Raw genomic sequence first — 21,918 nt, forward strand, 5'->3', positions numbered from 1 at the left:
ATCATGAAAAGAACCGCTTTTATAACTGGTGCGACCTCTGGAATAGGACGCGCAACAGCTGAGATATTAGCCGATAATTACCGACTAATTTTGTGTGGACGACGTGAAGAGCGTCTCGATGAAGTGAAAAAAGAACTCGAGCACAAAACAGAAATAACTACATTGCAATTTGATGTTCGCGATAGAAAGTCGGTTTTTAAGGCTCTTGATCACTTGGATAAAAATTGGCAAACAATTGATGTTTTGGTCAACAATGCAGGAAACGCTCATGGTTTGTCTACTTTTGATGAGGCAGATCTAGATGATTTAGAAGCAATGATAGATATTAATATAAAAGGATTAATATTTGTAACCAAAGCAGTTTTGCCATTTCTCAAAGAATCAAAAAATGCTCATATCGTAAACCTTTCCTCTATTGCCGGAAAAGAAGTTTACCCGCTTGGGGCAACGTATTGTGCATCGAAAGCAGCTGTAGAATCTCTGAGTAAAGGAATGAGATACGATTTGTTACCTTACGGGATAAAAGTCTCTAATGTGGCACCTGGAGCAGTGGAAACCGAATTCTCTTTGGTTCGATTCAAGGGTGATGTAGAACGTGCAAAGAAAGTTTACGAAGGCTATCATCCGCTTTTCGCAGAAGATATCGCAAATGCAATTTTATATTTATTAGAACAACCTGAACATGTACAGATTGCAGATCTAACAGTTTTTCCGAAAGCACAAGCTGGGGGTACGGTAATTTATAAGGTAGAAAATAACTAAACTAAAAAAGTAAAAAGAAAAAAAACGTTCATACAAATACAAGAACGTTTTTTTTATGGAAAAAAACAGCAATCTAAATGTAAAATCAATAGTAAGAAATTGCTTTTGCAGAAAGTAAAGTTTCGTTATTTTTTGAAAAAACCTCCCAAAAACTTACTCCCTAAATCCATTAAATCATCCGTAATTTTCCCATCACCATTCTGGTCCAGAAGTTTTTCGAAACCAGAAAGATTAGCTCCACCTGGAGAATTTTTTCCGCCTATCAAAGAGCCCAAAAGACCTGTAATTCCCTGTGCATCTAAACCGTTTTGTTGTTTTTGTTTGCCCAAAAAATTCATTACAATTGGCGCCAAAATAGTCAAGACACTCAATACTTGTGCAGAACTCAAGCCAGATGAATCGCTAATAGATTTCTCTACTTTTGTTTGGTTGCTGCCTAAAATATGTCCCAAAATTCCTAAGCTATCTTGCTGATTAACACCACTGCTTAAAAAGCTGGCAAAATTATCGAAAATACTACCGTTGTGTTTTTCTAGAGCTTGGTTGATATTTTGTGCATCACCTTTAACAGCATTTTGGTTAAGTGCCGTTAATAAGATTGGTAAGGCAGATGAAATTGCCGATTGAGCTTGGTTCTCGTTTATACCCAATTGATTTGTTACGGTTTGTAACAGCTGATTTCCCATCGGGCCTTGCAATAAAGATGTTAAATCCATAGTCGATAAATTAGAATATCAAAAGTAATTGTTTTTATGCATAAATAAAAGTTAAGAATAATCTTATTTTTGTGCTCGACATTTATCGTTATGAAACAATTAAGTTTACTGCTTGCAATTTTTATTGCCCTGATTTTGGTTCTGCCAATTTTTCTGCCAAAAACCGAAATAGGTGAATACGAATTAGAGCTCGATGCTCCTGTAGGGCTTGTGTATGAGGAGTTTAATAACTTGCAAAATTTTTCACAGTGGGAAGATTTTATGGCCGATGATGAAGAGGTGAAAAAAGAAATTTCACCAAACCCGCGCGATATAAATGCATATTTACGATGGCAAAGTGAAAAGTCGGATATAGGAAATGGAGAACTGAAAATTGTAGACAACTCGATTAATGAATTTGTTTTGTATGAAGTGGATAATAGTGGGTGGACAGAAAATGGAACACTTCTCGTAACTTTCGAAGCTACAAATAACTCGAAAACCCTTATAAAAGTCCGATACGAAAGCCAGAAAATGCCCTATCTATATCGATGGTATAATTTATTCCAGAGAGAAGACAATAAGATAGAAAAAAGCCTGAATCAGTTAGACGAATACGTCAAAACCGACCTTAAGAAACAGCGAAAAGAAGGAAAACTAATTGTAGGAGAATATCAAATTTACGATATGCCAGACAAGTCGTTGATTGCTATGAAAAGCGAAAGCAATCTGAATGAAAAGAAAATTTTAAGTAAAATAGATGAGTCATTCGAAGCAATTTATGATGTCTTGGTGAATAAGGAAGAAGAATGGCATATGGATTTAGGTTTTCCAACGATTTATTATTCTACATGGGATACGATAAAAAAACATACAACTTTTTATAGTGGTATCCCATTCAATGAGAATTTCCCGATGAATAAAAAACTACAGAAGGTCATCATCCCAAAAGGAAAATATTTGCTCACCTTGCATATCGGACCACGAAGCAAGAAAGCGACAACCATGACATTGATGAGAAAATATGCAGAATCGCAACAACTAAAATTGGGTGAAAAATATTGGGAAGTATTTCTCAACGACCCAAAAGAAACCGATAGTTTGTTGTTGCAATCACGTATATATTACGAAATTCGAGAGCCAAAAAAAATAAAATAATACCTTTTCCCAAGAAAAGAGATTGGTCTACTGGTTGAATGTACATCGATACATTTATCAACCATCTAAAATAAACTCTAATTCTATTTCTCGACAGAATATTCTTCTTTTGCAAACGAAGAGATATTTTAGCTAAAGAAACCTCTGTAAATCTCAGTAATTGGTCGTATTTTTGCACATTGTTTCTTAGATTATGAGTCAGGAGTTTATAGAAGTTTATGGAGCGCGCGAACATAACCTTAAAAATATTGATGTAAAGATTCCGCGAAATGAATTGGTGGTAATTACAGGCTTAAGTGGGAGTGGAAAATCTTCACTTGCATTTGATACAATATATGCAGAAGGTCAGCGTCGTTACATAGAAACCTTTAATGCTTATGCCCGTCAGTTTTTAGGAGGATTAGAAAGACCCGATGTAGATAAAATAGAAGGACTTTCTCCAGTGATTGCTATTGAGCAAAAAACAACTTCTAAAAATCCTCGCTCTACTGTCGGGACAATTACCGAAATATATGACTACTTGCGCTTGTTATATGCACGTGTTGCTACACCCTTTTCGTCCGAGACAAATGAGCCAATGGTAGCATATACCGAAGATCAAATTATCGATTTGGTAAGGCAAGAATACCATGAGCGTAAAATTGCTCTGATGACACCTTTGGTTAAATATAGAAAAGGACATTACAGAGAACTCTTTGTATTGCTTGCAAAAAAAGGATTCGATAAGGTTCGGGTCGATGGTGAAATACGAGATATAGAGCCTGGGATGATGCTAGACCGTTATAAAGCACACGACGTAGAACTTATCATCGATCGATTAATCCTCAAGGATTCTATTACAGACGAAAGATTGCGTTCGAGTATTCTACAAGCTTTTCAGCAAGGAGATGGAGTGATGATGGTCTACGATTATGAATCGGGAGGAACAAAATTCTTCAGTAAGAACCTGATGTGTCCTACAACAGGATTATCGTATGATTTGCCAGAACCGAACACCTTTTCATTCAATTCACCCAAAGGTGCATGTACAACTTGTGCAGGATTAGGAGAGTTAAAAGAACCTAATTTTGATTTGATATTTGATGATCCAAAAAAATCATTAAAAGATAATTTGGCGCCTGTTTTTGAGGTGTTGAAAAACACAACTCGACTGAAAACACAACTCGAAGGAATTTTTGTAAAACATAACGTGGACGAAAAAACCCCTTACGGTAAATTACCACAAGCTTTTCGAGACGACCTGAAAAACGGAGTAAACGAAACGCTGGATGTTCAACTGAAATTTGCCGATGTAAAAAAAGTATATAAACTAGATTTCGAGGGGCTCGAAAGTTTTTTTCAAACCATCATTAGCGATAAAACTCACCCATCAAATCATACATTTACCAAACGCTTTTCTAGAAAAGTAACCTGCCCGACATGTCACGGAACACGACTACAACCCGAATCGTTACAATTCAGAATCGATAATAAAAATATTGCCGAAGTAGCCTCATTGGATCTTAGTGCACTTGCCACCTGGATAGAGCAAGTCCCGAAAATCTTGGATAAAACAACCAATATAATTGCACAAGAAATACTAAAAGAAATCGCAACACGTTTGCAATTTTTGTTAGATGTCGGCTTGGATTATTTATCACTCAATAGACCATCAGGAACACTCTCGGGAGGAGAAGCACAACGAATACGGTTGGCTACACAAATTGGATCTCAATTGGTAAATGTATTATATATCCTCGATGAACCCAGTATAGGACTGCATCAACGCGACAATGTTCGCTTAATAGAATCTTTGAAAAAATTACGCGATATAGGCAACTCTGTTCTGGTTGTGGAGCATGATAAAGATATGATACTCGAATCGGATTATGTAATAGAGGTCGGGCCAAAAGCTGGAAGAAAAGGAGGTGAAATTGTTTGGTTGGGCTCTCCTACCGAAATGATGAAAACGCATACGCTAACAGCAGAATACCTCAACGGAGAAGAAAGAATAGAAATTCCAAAAAAAAGGCGAGAAGGAAATGGTTTAGAATTAGTTTTGAATGGTGCAACTGGAAACAATCTAAAAAATGTAGATGTTAGAATTCCTCTAGGAAAACTGGTGGTAGTGACAGGCGTTTCGGGAAGTGGAAAATCTACCTTGATTAATGAAACACTGTACAGAATCCTCAATCATCATTTTTTCCGTGCAGAGAAAGAACCGATGCCGTACAAAAAAATAGAAGGTCTAGAACATCTAGATAAAGTGATCGATGTTGATCAATCACCTATCGGGCGTACACCTCGCTCTAATCCTGCAACCTATACCGGTATTTTTACGGATATTCGGAATTTATTTGCCAATTTGCCCGAGTCTAAAATTAGAGGATATAAGCCTGGTCGATTTTCGTTTAATGTGAAGGGAGGTCGATGTGAAACTTGCCAAGGAGCAGGAATGCGCGTAATCGAAATGAATTTTCTGCCCGATATTCATGTAAAATGCGAAACCTGTCACGGAAAGAGATTTAATAGGGAAACGCTAGAAGTTCGGTACAAAGGAAAATCAATTGCTGATGTGCTTGATATGACCGTGAATGAAGCAGTAGAGTTTTTCGAGCCTATCCCAAAAATCTATCAATACACTAAAATGTTACAGGATGTTGGTCTGGGATATATCACTTTGGGGCAACAATCGACAACCCTAAGCGGTGGAGAAGCACAACGCGTAAAATTAGCGACCGAATTAGCGAAGAAACAAACCGGTAAAACTTTATATATCCTCGATGAACCAACTACAGGACTACATTTTGAGGATATAAAAGTTTTGATGCAAGTTATCGATCAGATCGTAAATTTGGGCAATACCGTTATCATTATCGAGCATAATTTAGATGTGATAAAATTAGCGGATTATATAATAGATGTGGGGCCAGAAGGAGGACGAAATGGCGGAAAAATAATCGCTACTGGAACACCAGAAGAAATTGTGAAACAAAAGAAGAGTGTAACCGGTAAGTTTTTGCAAAACGAATTATAGTATTGTTCTACCATAAAGACCGAAATATTTATACAAATAAAAAAAATACAAGCAAGAGAAGTTTTTGTGTCGGAGAACAATTCATACAAGACCTCAGAAAGAAAAAGCTTTGTTTTTATGCCCTTTGTTTACGTATCAGTATGAACTGTTGGAATGTTGACTTTCGGCTTGTTTGCTATAAGGTTAACTAAATGAAAGGGTTGCAAATAACGATAACAAGTCATGCCAAAAACCAATTCCATACTATATTATTTTCAAGAGTAAATTTAATGATTTTTATTAGTTCTTGATGTGTAACTGGGTTTTTCTCCTTTATTTTGCAGTCCGTTATCGAGAAGAACGTTTGAGGTACGCTGAGTTTACTTTCGAAAAACAAGTGATGCACGAAAAGTTAGTAGAAAGGTAGGAGATTAATCATAAAAAAAATAATTTCTTATTAAGTAAGTATAAGAAAATCCTATCATAGTATTGCTAATATCATTGAAAATTAATATAGAAATTGGGTAAAAAATCGGATATTTGCTCTATAACCAAAAATAAGGAACTATGTTAACAAAAGAACAAAATAAAAAAGTAGCAGAAATTCTAAGTCAACTATTAGCGGACGAAAGCATTTTATATCTAAAAACTCGTAACGCACATTGGAATGTAGAGGGACCAGATTTCAAAACCGTTCACGTATATTTCGAAGAGTTGTATACCGAACTACAAGTGGTTATTGATGATGTTGCAGAAAAAATCAGAACCAAACAATACTATGCGCCTGCTACTATGAGTGAGTATTTAGAGTTGACACAGTTAAAAGAAGAACGTAAAGAAAAATACGATAGTTTAACTTTTATTGAAGAGCTACTCAAAGATCACGAAACCATTTGCGAATCGTTGAATAAAGCTATCCAAGAAATCGAAGAGTATCCAGATGTAGCGACATCAGATTATCTAACGGGCTTATTAGAGCAACACCAAAAAACAGCTTGGATGTTGCGCTCACATTTAAAATAGAAAGTAGTAAGTTTTTTTCATATTGTGTTAATTAGATATAGCCTTGCATGTTTTTTGCAAGGCTATACTTTTTTCTATTCATTCTCAAGTTCGATGATATCAGCTTCTGGCGCATTGTTTTTCACAGATTCTATGCCTTTTTTCGCTCCATTTTCTGATTCGTACAATTGGCTTGTCCCAATAACTTGTCCGTTTCCGGCAACCAAATTAAAATGCCATTTACTGTTGCTTGTTTCTTTTAGTTTGAATTTGCTGTCATCACTAGCATTTTTTTTCACCGATTCTATTCCTTTCAAACAGGCTTGTTTGCTCACATAACCTTCACTGGCTAAAATATTTTGACCGTTCTTAGCTTTCAATCGAAATCGAAATTCTTCTTTTTTGTCTTGATAAATTTCAAACATATTCCATGTGTTTTTGATTTAGTTATACTAAAATAAATAATTATTTTTTTCTATGAAAGTGTTTCGTGATCACATGAAGAAGAATTAAAAGAATTTCAATCAAAGCTCAGAGAAGTCTCAAGAATTGCTACTAATTATCCCGAAGATAATTAGTAGCGCAGCAAAGGTTACTTTAGAATTCGCAATATTTTTCATATATTACTTTCTGTATAAGGGCTATGGTTATTAAGATATTACGAATGTACAAGCAATTTTCGAATGATTTTCATACGAAAAATATGTAATGTAGAGTTTCTTATTCGATTAAATTTCATAATTAGGAAACATTGAAGTAGCAAAGAATAGATAAATTTACGAAAATGTAAAAATATTTTATTTACTATGCTTGCATAATAATTTTTTATATATTTGTTTCTAACATATATGCAATATTTATATTATAATATGGTAAGAGAAGATTTAACCATCGATTATTTATTAAGGACAACTTGGCTTGCGGTGCAAAAAATGTACAACGAACAAGCAAGCAAGTACGAATCTACAATGGTTTATGCTTTTACTTTATTATCTATTGATCCCAAAAATGGAACGCCAAGCACATCTCTTGGTCCGAAAATGGGAATCGAGCCAACGAGTTTATCTCGAACACTCAATAAATTAGAAGCAAGAAATTTCATCGAGCGCATACCAAATCCAGAAGATGGGCGCAGTGTTTTGGTAACACTAACCAAGGAAGGCTTACGTATGCGAGATATTTCAAGACAAACCGTATTTCAGTTCAATGAGGTGATTACAAACAATATTTCTCCCGAACGATTGAAGGTTTTTCTTGAAGTGATGTATGATATAAACCGATTAATTTCCGATAAAAAAATATTTAAAAACAATTATGAGAAGACACATTAAACACGTAACCGTTTTAGGATCAGGTGTAATGGGGTCTGGTATTGCTTGTCATCTAGCCAATATCGGACTCGAAGTCTTGATGCTGGATATGGTTCCGCGCGAGCTCACTCCGCAAGAACAAGCCAAAGGTCTTACCTTAGAGAGCAAAATAGTACGCAACCGTACTGCACAATCACATTTAGATGCTGCTCTAAAAAGCAATCCTTCACCGATCTATGACAAAGCTTTTGCTTCGCGCATTACGGTAGGAAATTTTGATGATGATTTAGATAAAATCAAAAACTCTGATTGGGTGATAGAAGTAATCATCGAACGTTTGGATATCAAAAAATCTATGTTCGAAAAAGTAGATGCACTTCGTACACCCGGTACATTTATTACCACGAACACTTCCGGAATTCCTATTCATTTAATGGCCGAAGGTCGTACAGAAGATTTCCAAAAACACTTCTGTGGTACCCACTTCTTCAATCCACCACGGTATCTAAAGCTTTTCGAAATTATTCCTGGACCAAAAACCGATCACAAAGTTGTCGAATTCTTCCAAAACTACGCTTCCCTATATCTAGGGAAAACACCAGTGTTGTGTAAGGATACTCCAGGATTTATCGGGAATAGAGTAGGCGTTTATTCGATGGCAAAAATCATGGAGTTGACCCAAGAAATCGGACTGACAATTGAAGAAGTAGATACCTTGACAGGATCTATCCTAGGTCGTCCGAAAACTGGAACCTTCAAGTTAGGTGATTTGGTAGGATTAGATACAGCTTACAATGTAACCAAAGGATTACAACAAAACGCCACTCAGGATCAAATGATTCAAGAACTAAAAGAATCTAAATTCTTAGACTTCTTGATTAATAATAAATTCTTAGGAGATAAAACCGGGAAAGGATTTTATTACAAAGAAAAAGCCGAAGACGGAAGCTGGAATCGTTTCGCATTAGACCTCGATTCACTGACCTACCGTCCAATGGTAAGAGCAAAAGTTGCTGCAGTAGAAGCTGCAAAACAAGCAGGGTCTACGAAAAATAAATTAACTGTTTTGCTCAAAGATTCAGGTAAAGCAGGAGAATTAATCCGAAAACATTTTGCATCATTGTTTGCTTATGTATCGCAAAGAGTTCCCGAAATTACCGATGTTTTCTATCCTATCGATGACGCAATCCGAACGGGATATGCATGGAAAATCGGACCTTTCGAAACTTGGGATTTGGTAGGATTACAAAAAGGGATCGAATTAGTAGAAGTCGAAGGTTATCAAGTTGCAGATTGGGTAAAAGAATTGGCCAAAACTGGAGCGGATAGTTTTTATAAAATAGAAAATGGTAAAAAGTTATTCTACAATCAAAATACCAAAACTTTCGATCCAATTCCAGGTCAAGACGCATTTATCATCTTAGATAATATACGAAAAACCAACGAAATTTGGTCGAATAAAGAATGTTCTATCCAAGATTTAGGAGATGGGATCATCAATATCGAGTTCCGTTCGAAAATGAACTCTCTTGGAGGAGGTGTTCTCCAGGGAATCAACAAAGGAATCGATCTTGCCGAAAAAGAATACCGAGGGGTTGTAATAGGAAACCAAGCCGATAACTTCTCTGTAGGAGCAAATCTAGCCATGATTATGATGATGGCTGCAGAACAAGACTGGTGGGAGCTGAATATGGCAATAAAAATGTTCCAAGATACGATGATGCGCGTACGCTACTCATCAATACCAGTAATTTCTGCACCACACGGAATGGCTTTAGGTGGCGGATGCGAAGTCTCTATCCATGCAGACAAAATGGTAGCGGCTGCTGAAACATATATTGGTTTGGTAGAAGTTGGCGTTGGTCTTATTCCAGGAGGAGGAGGTTCTAAAGAATTCACACGCCGTGCAATGATGAATCTTCTAAAAGATGATGTGAAAGTGAACCACTTACGCGATTACTTTATGAATATCGCAACAGCTAAAGTAGCAACTTCTGCCTACGAAGCTAAGAATATGGGAATCGTTCGCGATCAAGACGTTATTGTAGTCAATACAGATCGCCAGATTGCTGAAGCAAAAAAACAAGCAATCCTTTTAGCCGAAGCCGGTTATACCCAACCTGTACGTGAAAAAATTAGAGTGTTAGGACGCGAAGCTATGGGGATGTTCTACGTAGGAACAGATTCTATGGTGGCAGGTAATTTTGCTACTGATCACGATCGTTTGATTGCTAATAAATTAGGTTATGTAATGACTGGAGGAAACTTGTCAGAATCCACAGAAGTAAGCGAACAATATTTACTAGACTTAGAGCGTGAAGCTTTCTTATCACTATGTGGAGAAAGAAAAACCTTAGAGCGTATCCAACATATGTTGAAAACCGGAAAACCATTACGTAACTAGTAATCGTCTAAAATTATAATAAAAATGAAACAAGCATATATAGTAACAGGATATAGAACGGCTGTTGGTAAAGCACCAAAAGGAACATTACGTTTCACTCGCCCAGATGATATGTCGGCAGTGGTGATAAAAAGACTTATGCAAGACCTTCCGAATTTAGATCCTGCAAGAATCGACGACCTTATCGTAGGTTGTGCCATGCCAGAAGCAGAACAAGGACTCAATATGGCTCGTCTTATCTCTTTAATGGGGTTAGATACAGACAAAGTCCCAGGAGTTACCGTAAATCGCTATTGTGCTTCAGGTTCTGAAGCCATTGCACTAGCAGCTGCAAAAATTAGAACAGGAATGGCAGAGTGCATCATCGCAGGTGGTGCAGAATCTATGTCGTATATCCCTATGGGAGGTTTCAAACCTATGCCCGATACCAATTTATCTAGCAAACACCCAGATTATTATTGGGGAATGGGGCTGACGGCTGAAGAAGTTGCTAAAGAGTATAAAGTTTCTAGAGAAGAACAAGATGAATTCTCTTTTCAGTCTCACCAAAAAGCATTAAAAGCTAATGCAGAAGGAAAATTTGCTTCGCAAATCGTTCCGATAGAAGTTGATTATAATTTTTTGGATGCAAACGAAAAAATGCAAACCAAGAGAATAGAATTCAAAGTTGACGAAGGTCCACGAGCAGATACTTCTTTAGAGGGTTTAGCAAGATTACGTCCAGTTTTTGCACAAGGCGGATCTGTAACAGCAGGTAACTCATCACAAATGTCAGACGGTGCAGCTTTTGTAATGGTTATGTCAGAAGATATGGTCAAAGAACTAGGCTTAGAACCAGTTGCTCGTCTAATGGCTTATTCTACGGTAGGTGTACCTCCACGTATCATGGGGATTGGACCACTGTATGCTGTGCCAAAAGCCTTACAACAAGCAGGTCTGAAAGTAGAAGATATCGATTTGTTCGAACTCAACGAAGCCTTTGCTTCTCAATCGGTAGCAGTTGTACGAGAATTAGGATTAGATCCTGCAAAAGTAAATGTCAACGGTGGAGCAATAGCCTTAGGTCATCCGCTAGGATGCACAGGAACAAAACTTACTGTTCAACTATTGCACGAGATGGAGGCTCAGAAAGCAAAATATGGAGTAGTAACCATGTGTGTAGGAACAGGGCAAGGCGCAGCTTCTGTATTCGAATACCTAAGATAAAAAAATCATCTTCGGATGGTTTCCAATCCGAAGATGATTCCAGAAGATAACAAATAAAACATCAAGAATAAAAATTATGTCAACACAACCAAATAGATTAATCGGAGGTGAGTATTTAGTTAAAAATGCCACTTATAACGATATCTTCACTTATGAAGATTTCTCAGAAGAACAACGAATGATTATCGAGTCTGCAAAAGAATTTATCGACAAAGAAGTTGTTCCAAAAAAACATCAAATAGAAAAGAAAGATTACGCACTTATCGAAGAATTGATGCGTAAAATAGGAGAATTAGGATTATTAGGAATATCTATCCCAGAAGAATATGGAGGATTGGGCATGGGATTCGTTACTACAATGTTGGTGTGTGATTACATCTCAGGTGCTACCGGATCACTTGCTACAGCTTTTGGAGCACACACCGGAATCGGAACTATGCCTATCTTATTGTACGGGACAGAAGAGCAAAAACAAAAATATTTACCAAAATTAGCAACCGGTGAATGGTTTTCTTCTTATTGCTTAACAGAACCCGAAGCAGGATCAGATGCAAACTCAGGTAAAACAAAAGCTGTTTTGTCTGAAGATGGAAAAGAATATATCATCACAGGACAAAAAATGTGGATCACCAACGCAGGATTTGCTGATATTTTCATCGTGTTCGCACGTATCGATGATGACAAAAATATTACAGCTTTCATCGTAGAAAAAGATAAAGCAGGTGAAGGCTTTTCTTTAGGTGAAGAAGAAGATAAATTAGGAATCGTTTCTTCATCGACTCGTCAAGTATTCTTCAACGAAGTACGTGTACCAGTAGAAAACTTATTAGGAGAACGTAATGGAGGATTCAAAATAGCTATGAATGCTCTAAATGTTGGACGTATCAAATTAGGTGCAGCATGTTTAGATGCACAACGCCGCGTATTAAACAATTCTCTACAATACGCATCTGAGCGAAAACAATTCAACGTATCGATCAATACTTTTGGAGCAATCCAAGAAAAATTAGCCGATATGGCAGTTGCAACTTTTACATCCGAAGCAGGTGCTTACCGCGCAGCAAAAGATATTCAAGATGCAATTGAAGATAACATCGCAAAAGGAATGCCGCATAACGAAGCCGAACTGAAAGGAATCGAAGAGTATGCAATAGAAGCATCTATACTAAAAGTATGGATATCAGAAGCTGCACAAAAAGCATCAGACGAAGGAATCCAAATTTACGGAGGAATGGGTTACTCTAAAGAAATGCCAATGGAAGCTGCTTGGCGCGATGCTCGTATCTCTCGTATCTACGAAGGTACCAACGAAATCAACTCGTTGCTTTGTATCTCTATGTTGGTGAAAAGAGCTTTTCAAGGACGAATAGACTTGATGACGCCTGCTATGGATGTGGCTAATGAGTTGATGAGCATACCTTCATTCGATATACCTGATTATACCGAACTTTTTGCACAAGAAAAAGAAATCATCATCAACCTGAAAAAAGCTTTCTTCATGGTTGCCGGTGCAGCTTTGCAAAAATTTGGAGCTGATTTAGAAAAACACCAACAATTGATTTTGGCCGCATCTCGTATAATGCAAGAAATTTATATGGTAGAATCTGCCATGTTGCGTGCAGAGAAAATTGCAGCTGTAAAAGGAAATGATGTAGCAGCAAATGCTGTGAAATTGGTGCAGTTACAATTATTTAAATCAGTAGAAATCATCAAAACAGAAGCTACAAGAGGAATTGTTTCGTTTGCAGAAGGTGATGAACAACGAATGATGTTGTCTGGTCTACGTCGTTTCACTCGTTACAATGAATATCCAAACGTTGTTAACTTGAAAAATGATATAGCTCAACTGATTATTGAGAAAAACGAATATGTTTACTAAAACAATCTACTATCATCCTATCAAAACTATAAGTTAATATAACTAGGATATTGTTGATGAGGTATCGATAGAACGTTTTTACAAAACACTAATAAAGCCAAATTCATAGTCTCTATTTCGTAGATTGGCATTTTAGATTTTATAGAAAAGGTCTCGGTTTTGATTAATCGAGGCTTTTTTGTATATCATTTTTCAGCCAATAAAAGAGAAAAGCTTATCTTACCCTCTACAAAAAATAGAAAGATGAAAAATATTGTTGTTCTAACGGGAGCCGGTATCAGTGCAGAAAGTGGAATTTCTACATTTCGAGATAGTAACGGCTTGTGGGAAAATCATGATATCATGGAAGTAGCCTCGATCGACGGTTGGCATAGAAACCCAGCTTTGGTGTTGGAGTTTTATAACCAAAGAAGAAGACAATTAAAAAACGTAATGCCCAATGCCGCACATGAGTATTTGGCAAAATTAGAAGAAAAATATCACGTAAATATCATTACACAGAATGTAGATAATTTACACGAAAAAGCAGGTTCTACACAAGTTATCCATTTGCATGGTGAACTAACAAAAGCATGCAGCGAAAAGAATAAATCGTTGGCAGTAGATTGGTGGGATGATATCGTACTTGGAGATTTGGCCGAAGATGGTGCACAACTCAGACCTTATATTGTATGGTTTGGAGAAGCCGTACCGATGATGGAAAAAGCAATAGAGCTCGTTCTGCAGGCTGATTTGTTTTTGGTAATCGGCACATCTCTACAAGTGTATCCAGCAGCATCTTTACTAGATTTTGTGCCCAACAACTGTCCGATCTATTATATCGACCCAAAAGCAGATGAAATAAATTATTCTTCCAAAATTAATACGATAAGAAAAACAGCAACAGAAGGGGTGAAATGTTTAAATTTGTAGGATTTTAATAAACACATGAGAAAAATTTTTATCGTTCTTGGATTAATCGTTGCTCAGTGGAGCAACGCACAAACATATCAATCGCACATACAATCAGTAGTTGATAAAGTTAATGCAGAGTCAATTTATACAAACCTCGAAAACTTTGTAAGTTTTGGTGAGAAACGCGACGGAAGTCTTGCGCACGAAAAAGCACGAAAATGGCTACTCGGTCTCTATCAAGAAATGGGTTATTCGGATATCGAATTACATGCTTTCACGCTCAATGGTAAAACGACCTATAATATTATTGTTACCAAAAAAGGTACTAAATACCCCGATGAGTATATTATAGTCGATGGTCATTATGATACAATCAATGGACCAGGCGCAAATGATAATGGCTCGGGGACAACCGCTCTTCTAGAAATAGCTCGTTTACTAAAAGATGTCGAAACCGAATATTCTATTAAATTTATCCATTTTACTGCTGAAGAAATAGGTCTATTGGGCAGTAAAGCTTATGTAGAACAAAAAGTGATACCAGAAAACATCAACATAAAATTGGTGTTCAATATCGATGAAATCGGAGGTGTAAACGGTAAAGTAAATAATAAAGTTATCTGTGAATACGACAACTCTTCACCACAACACAACAATCAAGCATCTCGAGTAGTTACCCAACAAATGGCAAATATTTTTGGTTTATACACCTCATTAGCAACCGAACAAAGCTATGCATATTCCTCAGACTATATGCCTTTTCAGAATGCTGGTTTTGTAATCACAGGTTTGTTCGAAGGTAACCATTCGCCTTATCCACACACTAGTCGAGATACAATCGCCAATTTAGACAAAGATTACCTGGTTCAAGTAATCAAAGGTGCTGTAGCATCGACCATGCATTTTGCAGGTGCATCGGCTTCTATGGGAGTGGCAGATTATACAGAAAATCTTCTTGTGCTTACCCCAAATCCTACCCAAAATACAGTGAAATGGAATAAGCATATCAAAGCAAAAGCTTATGAGCTTTATAACATAGAAGGACAGCTACGGAGCAAAGGGATAACCAATACAAATGAATTGTCGTTGCAGAATCTAGAAAAAGGGATTTATCAGTTGGTTTTGATGACCGAAAAAGGAAGATTCACAGCAAAACTAATCAAAGAATAATATAATAATAGTTCGGTAGGATGAGTTCTATCGTATTAGTGAAAAGAAAATAGCTGTTTTTATAATTATAAAAACAGCTATTTTCTTTGAATGTAGCTAATATTTATACTAGAAATATTTTTATTGGATGGCTCCCAAATTCGGAGAAACAGTACGATTCATTCCATAAATATCAAGTGGATACTGCGTAGCATAACTAGATTTGCCCTTGCCGATAGCTGGAGAATCTTCTTTTAAACGTAAATTATTACCCGTATAAAATGGATTGATAAAGAGCGGATCTCCTATTATACTTGCCGAAAATCCTGGTGTTGAAGTCGTGTCTAGCGTAGAAGTATCTAGGTTTTTTAGCAAATTCGTGTCGAATAAATAATTAAAGGCAACCGAATTATTTTTATGAAATGCGACGGCGTTTGCCGAACGATCACTATAGAAAATAGAGTTGGCAAAAATAGCTTGGGTTAGTGGATTACTTTGTTGTTCATCCAGATCTGTATTGCTCAAATATAATGAGTAGGCTGGTCCTGCAGTACCAATCATGCTAAAATAATTTGCAAAAGTAGAATGATAGAAAGCGTATTTTCCACCATTGGTTAAGGCAAGTGCGGCACTGTTAGCATTATTTAACAAAAGATTTACCCCGAGAATTTCGGCATTATTAGCCAAAATTCCAAAGTTTTGATGGTTTACAATATAGCTATTTCTGATGTCTAAATTGGCTTGATTGACTTCTAACCCGATTTGTCCACCGATGATTTTTGCATAGTTGATTATCGAAGTTGATCGAGGTTTCAGCTCTATTTTGTTCCACTGATTTGGTAAAGAATCATACCGAGAATCATGTCTTGCCGAGCGAAACTTTACATAATTGTTTACATTTCCTTCTACCGTAAACTGCGCATCGTCATTAATGGTAAGTTTTGCATCTTTCTCAAAATAGACTTTCGATCCAGCACTAATATTTAAGGATTGTTGCACTACGACGTTTCCGCTAATTACTTGGGAAGTATTGGCATCCCACGATGTAGAACTGATAGTTTGGTCTTGCAAGAAATTTGCATTTTCGATCCATGATAATAATTTCACTTGCTTCTTTTCGCTAGTAGTTTCTACAACTAGTTCGTCATCATACAATGGATTGTTTGGGGCGTCTTTTGCATGGATTTCTACAAAGACAAATATACTATCGCGTCCACGGATAGCTACATTCTCAAAATCTTTCCCAGCGCGTCCATCGACATTGATTTGAAAGTAAGAATTATTACCTTTGTTGAGGTAAATTTTAGGAATAACTTTGTTGTCTTTGTCGTTATTGTAGATTTTTAGGACATAAGTTTCAGATTTTCGATGATTGAAAACCGTATCAACACTAAGGGTGTCACGATTGAATGAAATCCCTGTGCTAATAGGATCATAATCAAAATCATCCCGGCAAGATTGTAACACAATACCACCCAAAAGAGTAGTGCCCAATAAGATGTTGCGTAATTTCATTTGGTTTTAAATTATCAAACAAATATAAAGAATAAATTTACTTTATTTTTATTGTTTAGTATAGATATTTTGTTATCTTTGCACTCCGTTAGTAAAGTTGAATAAGTAATCATAGTTTTATGAAAAAAGATATCCACCCAAGTAATTATCGTTTAGTGGCATTCAAAGATATGTCAAACGAAGAAGTGTTTATTACGCGTTCATGTGCTGAAACAAAAGACACCATAGAGGTTGATGGAGTAGAGTATCCGTTAGTGAAAATGGAGATTTCTTCTACCTCACACCCTTTTTATACAGGTAAACAAAAATTAGTAGATACCGCAGGACGTATTGATAAGTTTAGAAGTAAGTACGCGAAAAGAGCTGCTAAACAATAGAAAATAGAAGTTGTTTTACTTCGAACTATTAATTTCTATTGTTATCATAAACAAAAACCTATAAGTTGTTTGCTTGTAGGTTTTTTTTATATGTAAATTTGTAAAAAGTTAATTGATTATACTAAATTTTATAGCGCATGTCTTTGTTCGATAATACTGAATATGCTTTTCAAGTAAAGTCTGATCAAGAGTTGAAAAAGGCTCATCTTCTTTTCAAACTCATCGGAAATGAAGGGTTGACTAAATTAGGAGGTAAAATTTTTAATATTGCACCATTTTTGGTGAGTTTTCCGATGGTGAAGCCTCTCATCAGAAAAACTATTTATTCTCAATTCGTAGGTGGAGAAACACCGCAAGAAGCCATCAAGGTTGCCAATGAATTGTATCGCTATCACGTAAGTTCTATCTTAGATTATTCGGTAGAAGGGCAAACAGAAGAAAGTGATTTCGATCACGTGCGCGACGTAATGCTCGAACTTATTGATATAAGTAAAAACAACCCTTCGATCCCGTTTGTGGTTTTCAAACCAACGGCCTTTGGTCGAATAGAATTGTGGGAAAAAGTTGGTAAAAAAACTCAACTCAATCCAGAAGAAACCAAAGCTTGGGAAAATACAAGAAAACGCTTCGAAGATGTTTGTGAGAAAGGTTATCAATTAGATGTTAATATCATGATCGATGCCGAGGAAACTTGGATGCAAGATGCCGCAGACGATTTGTGCGACGAGATGATGATGAAATACAACCAAAAACGTCCCGTAATTTGGAATACACTACAAATGTATCGGCACGATCGTTTAGCATATCTGAAAACCATGTATGAAAAAGCACAAAAAGACAACTACTTTCTAGGATATAAAATTGTGCGTGGTGCATACATGGAGAAAGAGCGTGAACGTGCACAAGCAGAAGCTTACCCGTCGCCAATACAGCCAAACAAAGAAGCATCGGATAGAGATTACGACTTGGCATTAGAATTTATTGCCTCTCACCACGAGCGTTTTGGTTTATTTGCAGGTACGCACAATGAAGGTAGTTGTGAATTGCTCGCTAAACTAATGAACGAAAACGGAATCGAGAAAAATAATCCAAACTTCTGGTTTGGACAATTATTTGGGATGAGCGATAATATTTCATTTAATCTTGCGCATTTAGGATACAATATTGCAAAATATTTACCTTATGGCCCAATAAAGGAAGTAATGCCTTATTTGATTCGTCGTGCACAAGAAAACACTTCTGTTGCAGGACAGACAGGGCGCGAGCTGATGCTGATCGAAAAAGAATTAGAGCGTCGTAAAAAAATAAAATAACCTGTTCTGTGTTATGATAAAATCCACCCGAACTGAGTGGATTTTTTTGTTTAACTATTTTTTTTCTTGATTGTAATCTTGCCTTTATGTTCATGATACATCAGACAAGTTGCTTTATCTGCTGGCTCTTTACAATTTTTCTCAAAATTATAAATAACACTTACAGTTTCACCATCTTTTTTGTCCGAAAGCAGCTCATTGTTACAAACCAAATAGTCCTCCATATTATTAACACGAATATAAGTTCCTGTACAATCTCTTACAATTGTTCCTGATAGTAATTGGTTTTGTTTGATACTTGTGCTACAAGAAAATAGAGCCAAGGTGAAAAAAGTGGTTAATGTGAAAAATAGTTTCATATTATAATAAATTAATTCATTTTAAGTATAAAGATATAATATATATATGTAAGCAATGTAAATTTAACTATTCTTTTAACTTCTATATTTATTGAGCGATAGCGTTGTAAATATTAGTAATAAAGCGACTATAAAAAAATAACAATCGAAAAAATTGGCATTTATATAATGGCAATATCTATTATATCATCTATTTTGTAACATTAGAAGAGTTTATACTTTTATTTTCAATCAAATGAAAGATGGATGTTGGAAAAAAAATAAAGTATTATTATAGATGATAAATGCAAAAAATATTTCTAAAATTTACCTTTCAATTCTTATCAGAATCTTATTAACTTGTGAACCTAAACTCATAAAATGACAACGAATTATTTTGCCGAAATTATTTTACCACTTTCGTTAAATGGTACGTTTACGTATCATCTTTCCAAGTATGATTTACAGCAAATAAAAGTCGGTCAGCGTGTTTCGGTACCATTCGGAACGCAAAAACTGTATACAGGAATAGTACACTCATTGCATCAAAATAAGCCAGAATTATATAAAACAAAAGGCATCCATGCTTTCCTCGATCAAGAACCTTTGGTAACCCAAAAACAAATAGAGCTATGGGAGTGGATAGCTTCTTATTATATGTGTTCATTAGGTGATGTTTACCGCAATGCGTTACCATCTGCCCTGAAATTAGAAAGTTTAACCTACGTTCGTTTGGTCGATCCTAATTTCGATGCAATCGAAATATTAACAGAACCCGAAATATTGGTCGTGAAAGCACTGCAAAATACAACAATGCTTTCGGTAAACGAAATTGCTTTGATTATAGAAGATTTTTCTGCAATTCAAGTACTCAAATCTTTGTGGGAAAAAGGAGTCGTTCGGGTAGATGAAAAACTGCATGAAAAATATACACCAAAAATAGAGAATTATGTACGAATTCTACCCGATCTAAAAAAGAATGAATCAGAGTTCAGAAAAGCAATTCAGCAATTAGACAAAGCACCCAAACAAAGAGAAACTCTACTTCGATTAATTGCCTTAGAAACACAAACTACAAAACCGATAAAAGTTCCCGAATTGGTGAAGCAAGGTTCGTCTAACGCAGCAATAAACGCAATGGTCGAGAAAAATATCTTGCAAGTATATCAGCTTCAGTCATCACGCGTAGACAAAGAGGAATCCGATAAGGAGAGTATTTCACTCCTTACAAAAGCCCAACAATATGCACTGCAAGAATTAAAATCAGGGTTTCTCACTCATTCTATTGCCTTGTTGCATGGCGTAACTTCTAGTGGTAAAACAGAATTGTATCTCCAATTGATGCAAAATTATTTGGCAGAAAAAAAAACAGTGCTCTATCTTTTACCAGAAATTGGAGTAACAACACAAATCGTTCAGCGGGTGAAAAAACACTTCGGGGAGAGAGTGGGGGTTTATCACTCAAAATACAATCAGAACGAAAAGGTAGAACTTTGGCAAAATACTTTGCATCAAAAATACGACATAATCATAGGCTCTCGATCGGCTGTTTTTTTACCATTAAAGAACCTTGGCTTGGTAATTATCGATGAGGAACACGAGTCATCGTACAAACAAATAGATGCGAAGCCTTATTATAACGCACGAGATACAGCTTTGGTTTTGGCAAAAAAATTTTCAGCAAAAGTAGTTTTAGGTTCAGCAACTCCTTCTTTAGAAACATATTACTATGCCCAAAAAGGAGTATATAAATATATTTCGCTCACAGAACGTTTTGGCAAAGTACCATTGCCGAGCATAAATCTTGTCGATCTGCGTAAAGCTCAAAAAGAAAAAGAAATAACAGAAGACATTTCGCATGTCTTGCGCGATGCGATACAGGAAGAATTAGACCGAAAAAAACAAGTCATTATTTTTCAGAATCGTCGTGGTTTTGCGCCAATTACCGAATGCGAAACTTGTGGATACACCCCCGAATGTCCGAATTGCGATGTGAGTCTTACTTATCATAAATTACTCAATCAGCTCAAATGTCATTATTGTGGACATGCGCAAAGCAAGCCTGTTCGCTGTCCTTCTTGTGGGAGCAATTCTTTGGTAACGAAAGGAATCGGAACCGAACAGATTCAGCTTCAATTAGAAAAATTATTTCCTGCAGCAATCATCAAAAGAATGGATGTAGATGCAATGCGTAAGAAATTTGCCTACGAAAAACTAATCGAAGAATTTCAAAATAAAGAAATAGATATTTTAGTCGGAACGCAAATGATAACAAAAGGACTCGATTTTGGTGATGTAACTCTGGTTGGGGTTATTCGGGCCGACTCTTTGCTCAATTTTCCTGATTTTCGTGCACACGAAAAAGCGTTTCAATTGCTAACGCAAGTTGCAGGCCGTGCCGGAAGACGAGAAGAACAAGGGAAAGTATTGATCCAAGCTTATAATCCAGAACATCAAGTTTTGCAAAACGTAACGACGTATAATTATCCTCAAACCATGAAAGATATATTATATGAACGCAAAAGTTTCCATTATCCACCATTTACTCGCCTAATTCAGTTCAGATTTAAACATAAAAACCAAGAACGTGTTCGCAAAACTGCCGAACAATTTGTTGAATTATTACGTCCGCATTTTCAGCCTCATTTGTTGCTTGGGCCAGAGGAGCCTTCTGTTGCGCGCATCAACAATCTCTATATTATGCAAGTGATGCTCAAAATAGACGAAGGACAATCACCCTCAAAAATCAAACGTTTTGTGCAAAACCAGATAGAAAAACTCCATACCATATCGGTTTATCGGTCTGTTCGACTAGAGATTGATGTCGACCCACAATAAAAATATATTTTTTATAGCCAATAACAAATACATTATTTCGGTAGGATGAACCACAAAGCTTTCCCAAAAGATAGCAACAAAAC

Annotated in this window: 17 protein-coding genes; 13 read left to right on the forward strand and 4 right to left on the reverse strand. The window is 36.3% G+C overall.

Annotated elements, in window-relative coordinates:
* The first annotated feature begins 3 nt into the window (after positions 1-3).
* Positions 4-762, forward strand: a complete 759-nt coding sequence (locus tag HMPREF2660_RS00680; RefSeq protein ID WP_070485200.1) for an SDR family NAD(P)-dependent oxidoreductase — start codon at positions 4-6, stop codon at positions 760-762.
* A gap of 125 nt (positions 763-887) precedes the next feature.
* Here the strand turns inward: HMPREF2660_RS00680 and HMPREF2660_RS00685 are convergent, their stop codons facing one another.
* On the reverse strand, positions 888-1,478 hold the full coding sequence (locus HMPREF2660_RS00685; protein WP_013597517.1) for a DUF937 domain-containing protein: 591 nt from the start codon (positions 1,476-1,478) through the stop codon (positions 888-890).
* 90 nt (positions 1,479-1,568) lie between these two features.
* Between HMPREF2660_RS00685 and HMPREF2660_RS00690 the strand changes: the two genes are divergently transcribed.
* From HMPREF2660_RS00690 to HMPREF2660_RS00700, 3 genes are all read left to right on the forward strand, one after another.
* Positions 1,569-2,615, forward strand: coding sequence for a GyrI-like domain-containing protein (locus HMPREF2660_RS00690; protein WP_070485202.1), 1,047 nt, complete (start codon positions 1,569-1,571; stop codon positions 2,613-2,615).
* 193 nt (positions 2,616-2,808) lie between these two features.
* Positions 2,809-5,631 carry an excinuclease ABC subunit UvrA gene (uvrA, locus tag HMPREF2660_RS00695; RefSeq protein ID WP_070485204.1) on the forward strand — a complete coding sequence of 941 codons (2,823 nt, stop codon included), beginning with the start codon at positions 2,809-2,811 and terminating at the stop codon, positions 5,629-5,631.
* Between the two features lie 546 nt (positions 5,632-6,177).
* Positions 6,178-6,633: a Dps family protein gene (locus HMPREF2660_RS00700; protein WP_013597514.1), complete on the forward strand. Its 456-nt coding sequence runs from the start codon at positions 6,178-6,180 to the stop codon at positions 6,631-6,633.
* Positions 6,634-6,707: 74 nt separating this feature from the next.
* On the opposite strand, the gene HMPREF2660_RS00705 is transcribed toward HMPREF2660_RS00700, so the two are convergent.
* Positions 6,708-7,037 (reverse strand): YegP family protein, encoded by a 330-nt coding sequence (locus HMPREF2660_RS00705; RefSeq protein WP_013597513.1) that lies wholly within the window; start codon positions 7,035-7,037, stop codon positions 6,708-6,710.
* 423 nt (positions 7,038-7,460) lie between these two features.
* On the opposite strand from HMPREF2660_RS00705, the gene HMPREF2660_RS00710 reads away from it, so the two are divergent.
* From HMPREF2660_RS00710 to HMPREF2660_RS00735, 6 genes are all read left to right on the forward strand, one after another.
* The gene (locus HMPREF2660_RS00710; protein WP_070485206.1) at positions 7,461-7,943 is read left to right on the forward strand and encodes a MarR family winged helix-turn-helix transcriptional regulator; all 483 of its coding nucleotides are present in this window, start codon (positions 7,461-7,463) and stop codon (positions 7,941-7,943) included.
* Positions 7,927-10,326 (forward strand): 3-hydroxyacyl-CoA dehydrogenase/enoyl-CoA hydratase family protein, encoded by a 2,400-nt coding sequence (locus tag HMPREF2660_RS00715; RefSeq protein WP_070485208.1) that lies wholly within the window; start codon positions 7,927-7,929, stop codon positions 10,324-10,326. Before HMPREF2660_RS00710 ends, HMPREF2660_RS00715 begins: the two co-directional genes overlap by 17 nt.
* A gap of 24 nt (positions 10,327-10,350) precedes the next feature.
* Positions 10,351-11,532 (forward strand): acetyl-CoA C-acyltransferase, encoded by a 1,182-nt coding sequence (locus HMPREF2660_RS00720; protein ID WP_070485210.1) that lies wholly within the window; start codon positions 10,351-10,353, stop codon positions 11,530-11,532.
* Between the two features lie 76 nt (positions 11,533-11,608).
* Positions 11,609-13,411 (forward strand): acyl-CoA dehydrogenase family protein, encoded by a 1,803-nt coding sequence (locus HMPREF2660_RS00725; protein WP_013597509.1) that lies wholly within the window; start codon positions 11,609-11,611, stop codon positions 13,409-13,411.
* Positions 13,412-13,654: 243 nt separating this feature from the next.
* Entirely contained in the window at positions 13,655-14,323 is a 669-nt protein-coding gene (locus HMPREF2660_RS00730) for an SIR2 family NAD-dependent protein deacylase (RefSeq protein ID WP_013597508.1), read from the forward strand.
* A 15-nt stretch (positions 14,324-14,338) separates the two neighbouring features.
* Positions 14,339-15,475 carry a M20/M25/M40 family metallo-hydrolase gene (locus HMPREF2660_RS00735; protein WP_070485212.1) on the forward strand — a complete coding sequence of 379 codons (1,137 nt, stop codon included), beginning with the start codon at positions 14,339-14,341 and terminating at the stop codon, positions 15,473-15,475.
* Positions 15,476-15,595: 120 nt separating this feature from the next.
* On the opposite strand, the gene HMPREF2660_RS00740 is transcribed toward HMPREF2660_RS00735, so the two are convergent.
* The gene (locus HMPREF2660_RS00740) at positions 15,596-16,969 is read right to left on the reverse strand and encodes a hypothetical protein (protein WP_070485213.1); all 1,374 of its coding nucleotides are present in this window, start codon (positions 16,967-16,969) and stop codon (positions 15,596-15,598) included.
* Positions 16,970-17,088: 119 nt separating this feature from the next.
* Here HMPREF2660_RS00740 and HMPREF2660_RS00745 point away from each other — a divergent pair, with 119 nt between their 5' ends.
* Together HMPREF2660_RS00745 and HMPREF2660_RS00750 are read left to right on the forward strand one after the other, a co-directional pair.
* Entirely contained in the window at positions 17,089-17,346 is a 258-nt protein-coding gene (locus tag HMPREF2660_RS00745) for a type B 50S ribosomal protein L31 (protein WP_013597505.1), read from the forward strand.
* A gap of 137 nt (positions 17,347-17,483) precedes the next feature.
* Positions 17,484-18,659: a proline dehydrogenase family protein gene (locus tag HMPREF2660_RS00750; protein WP_070485215.1), complete on the forward strand. Its 1,176-nt coding sequence runs from the start codon at positions 17,484-17,486 to the stop codon at positions 18,657-18,659.
* Between the two features lie 50 nt (positions 18,660-18,709).
* On the opposite strand, the gene HMPREF2660_RS00755 is transcribed toward HMPREF2660_RS00750, so the two are convergent.
* Entirely contained in the window at positions 18,710-19,018 is a 309-nt protein-coding gene (locus HMPREF2660_RS00755; protein WP_070485217.1) for a hypothetical protein, read from the reverse strand.
* Positions 19,019-19,378: 360 nt separating this feature from the next.
* Between HMPREF2660_RS00755 and priA the strand changes: the two genes are divergently transcribed.
* Positions 19,379-21,835, forward strand: coding sequence for a replication restart helicase PriA (gene priA, locus HMPREF2660_RS00760; RefSeq protein ID WP_070485220.1), 2,457 nt, complete (start codon positions 19,379-19,381; stop codon positions 21,833-21,835).
* The last annotated feature ends 83 nt before the right edge of the window (positions 21,836-21,918 follow it).

Source organism: Weeksella sp. HMSC059D05 (assembly GCF_001809725.1).
Taxonomy (GTDB): Bacteria; Bacteroidota; Bacteroidia; order Flavobacteriales; family Weeksellaceae; genus Weeksella; species Weeksella virosa.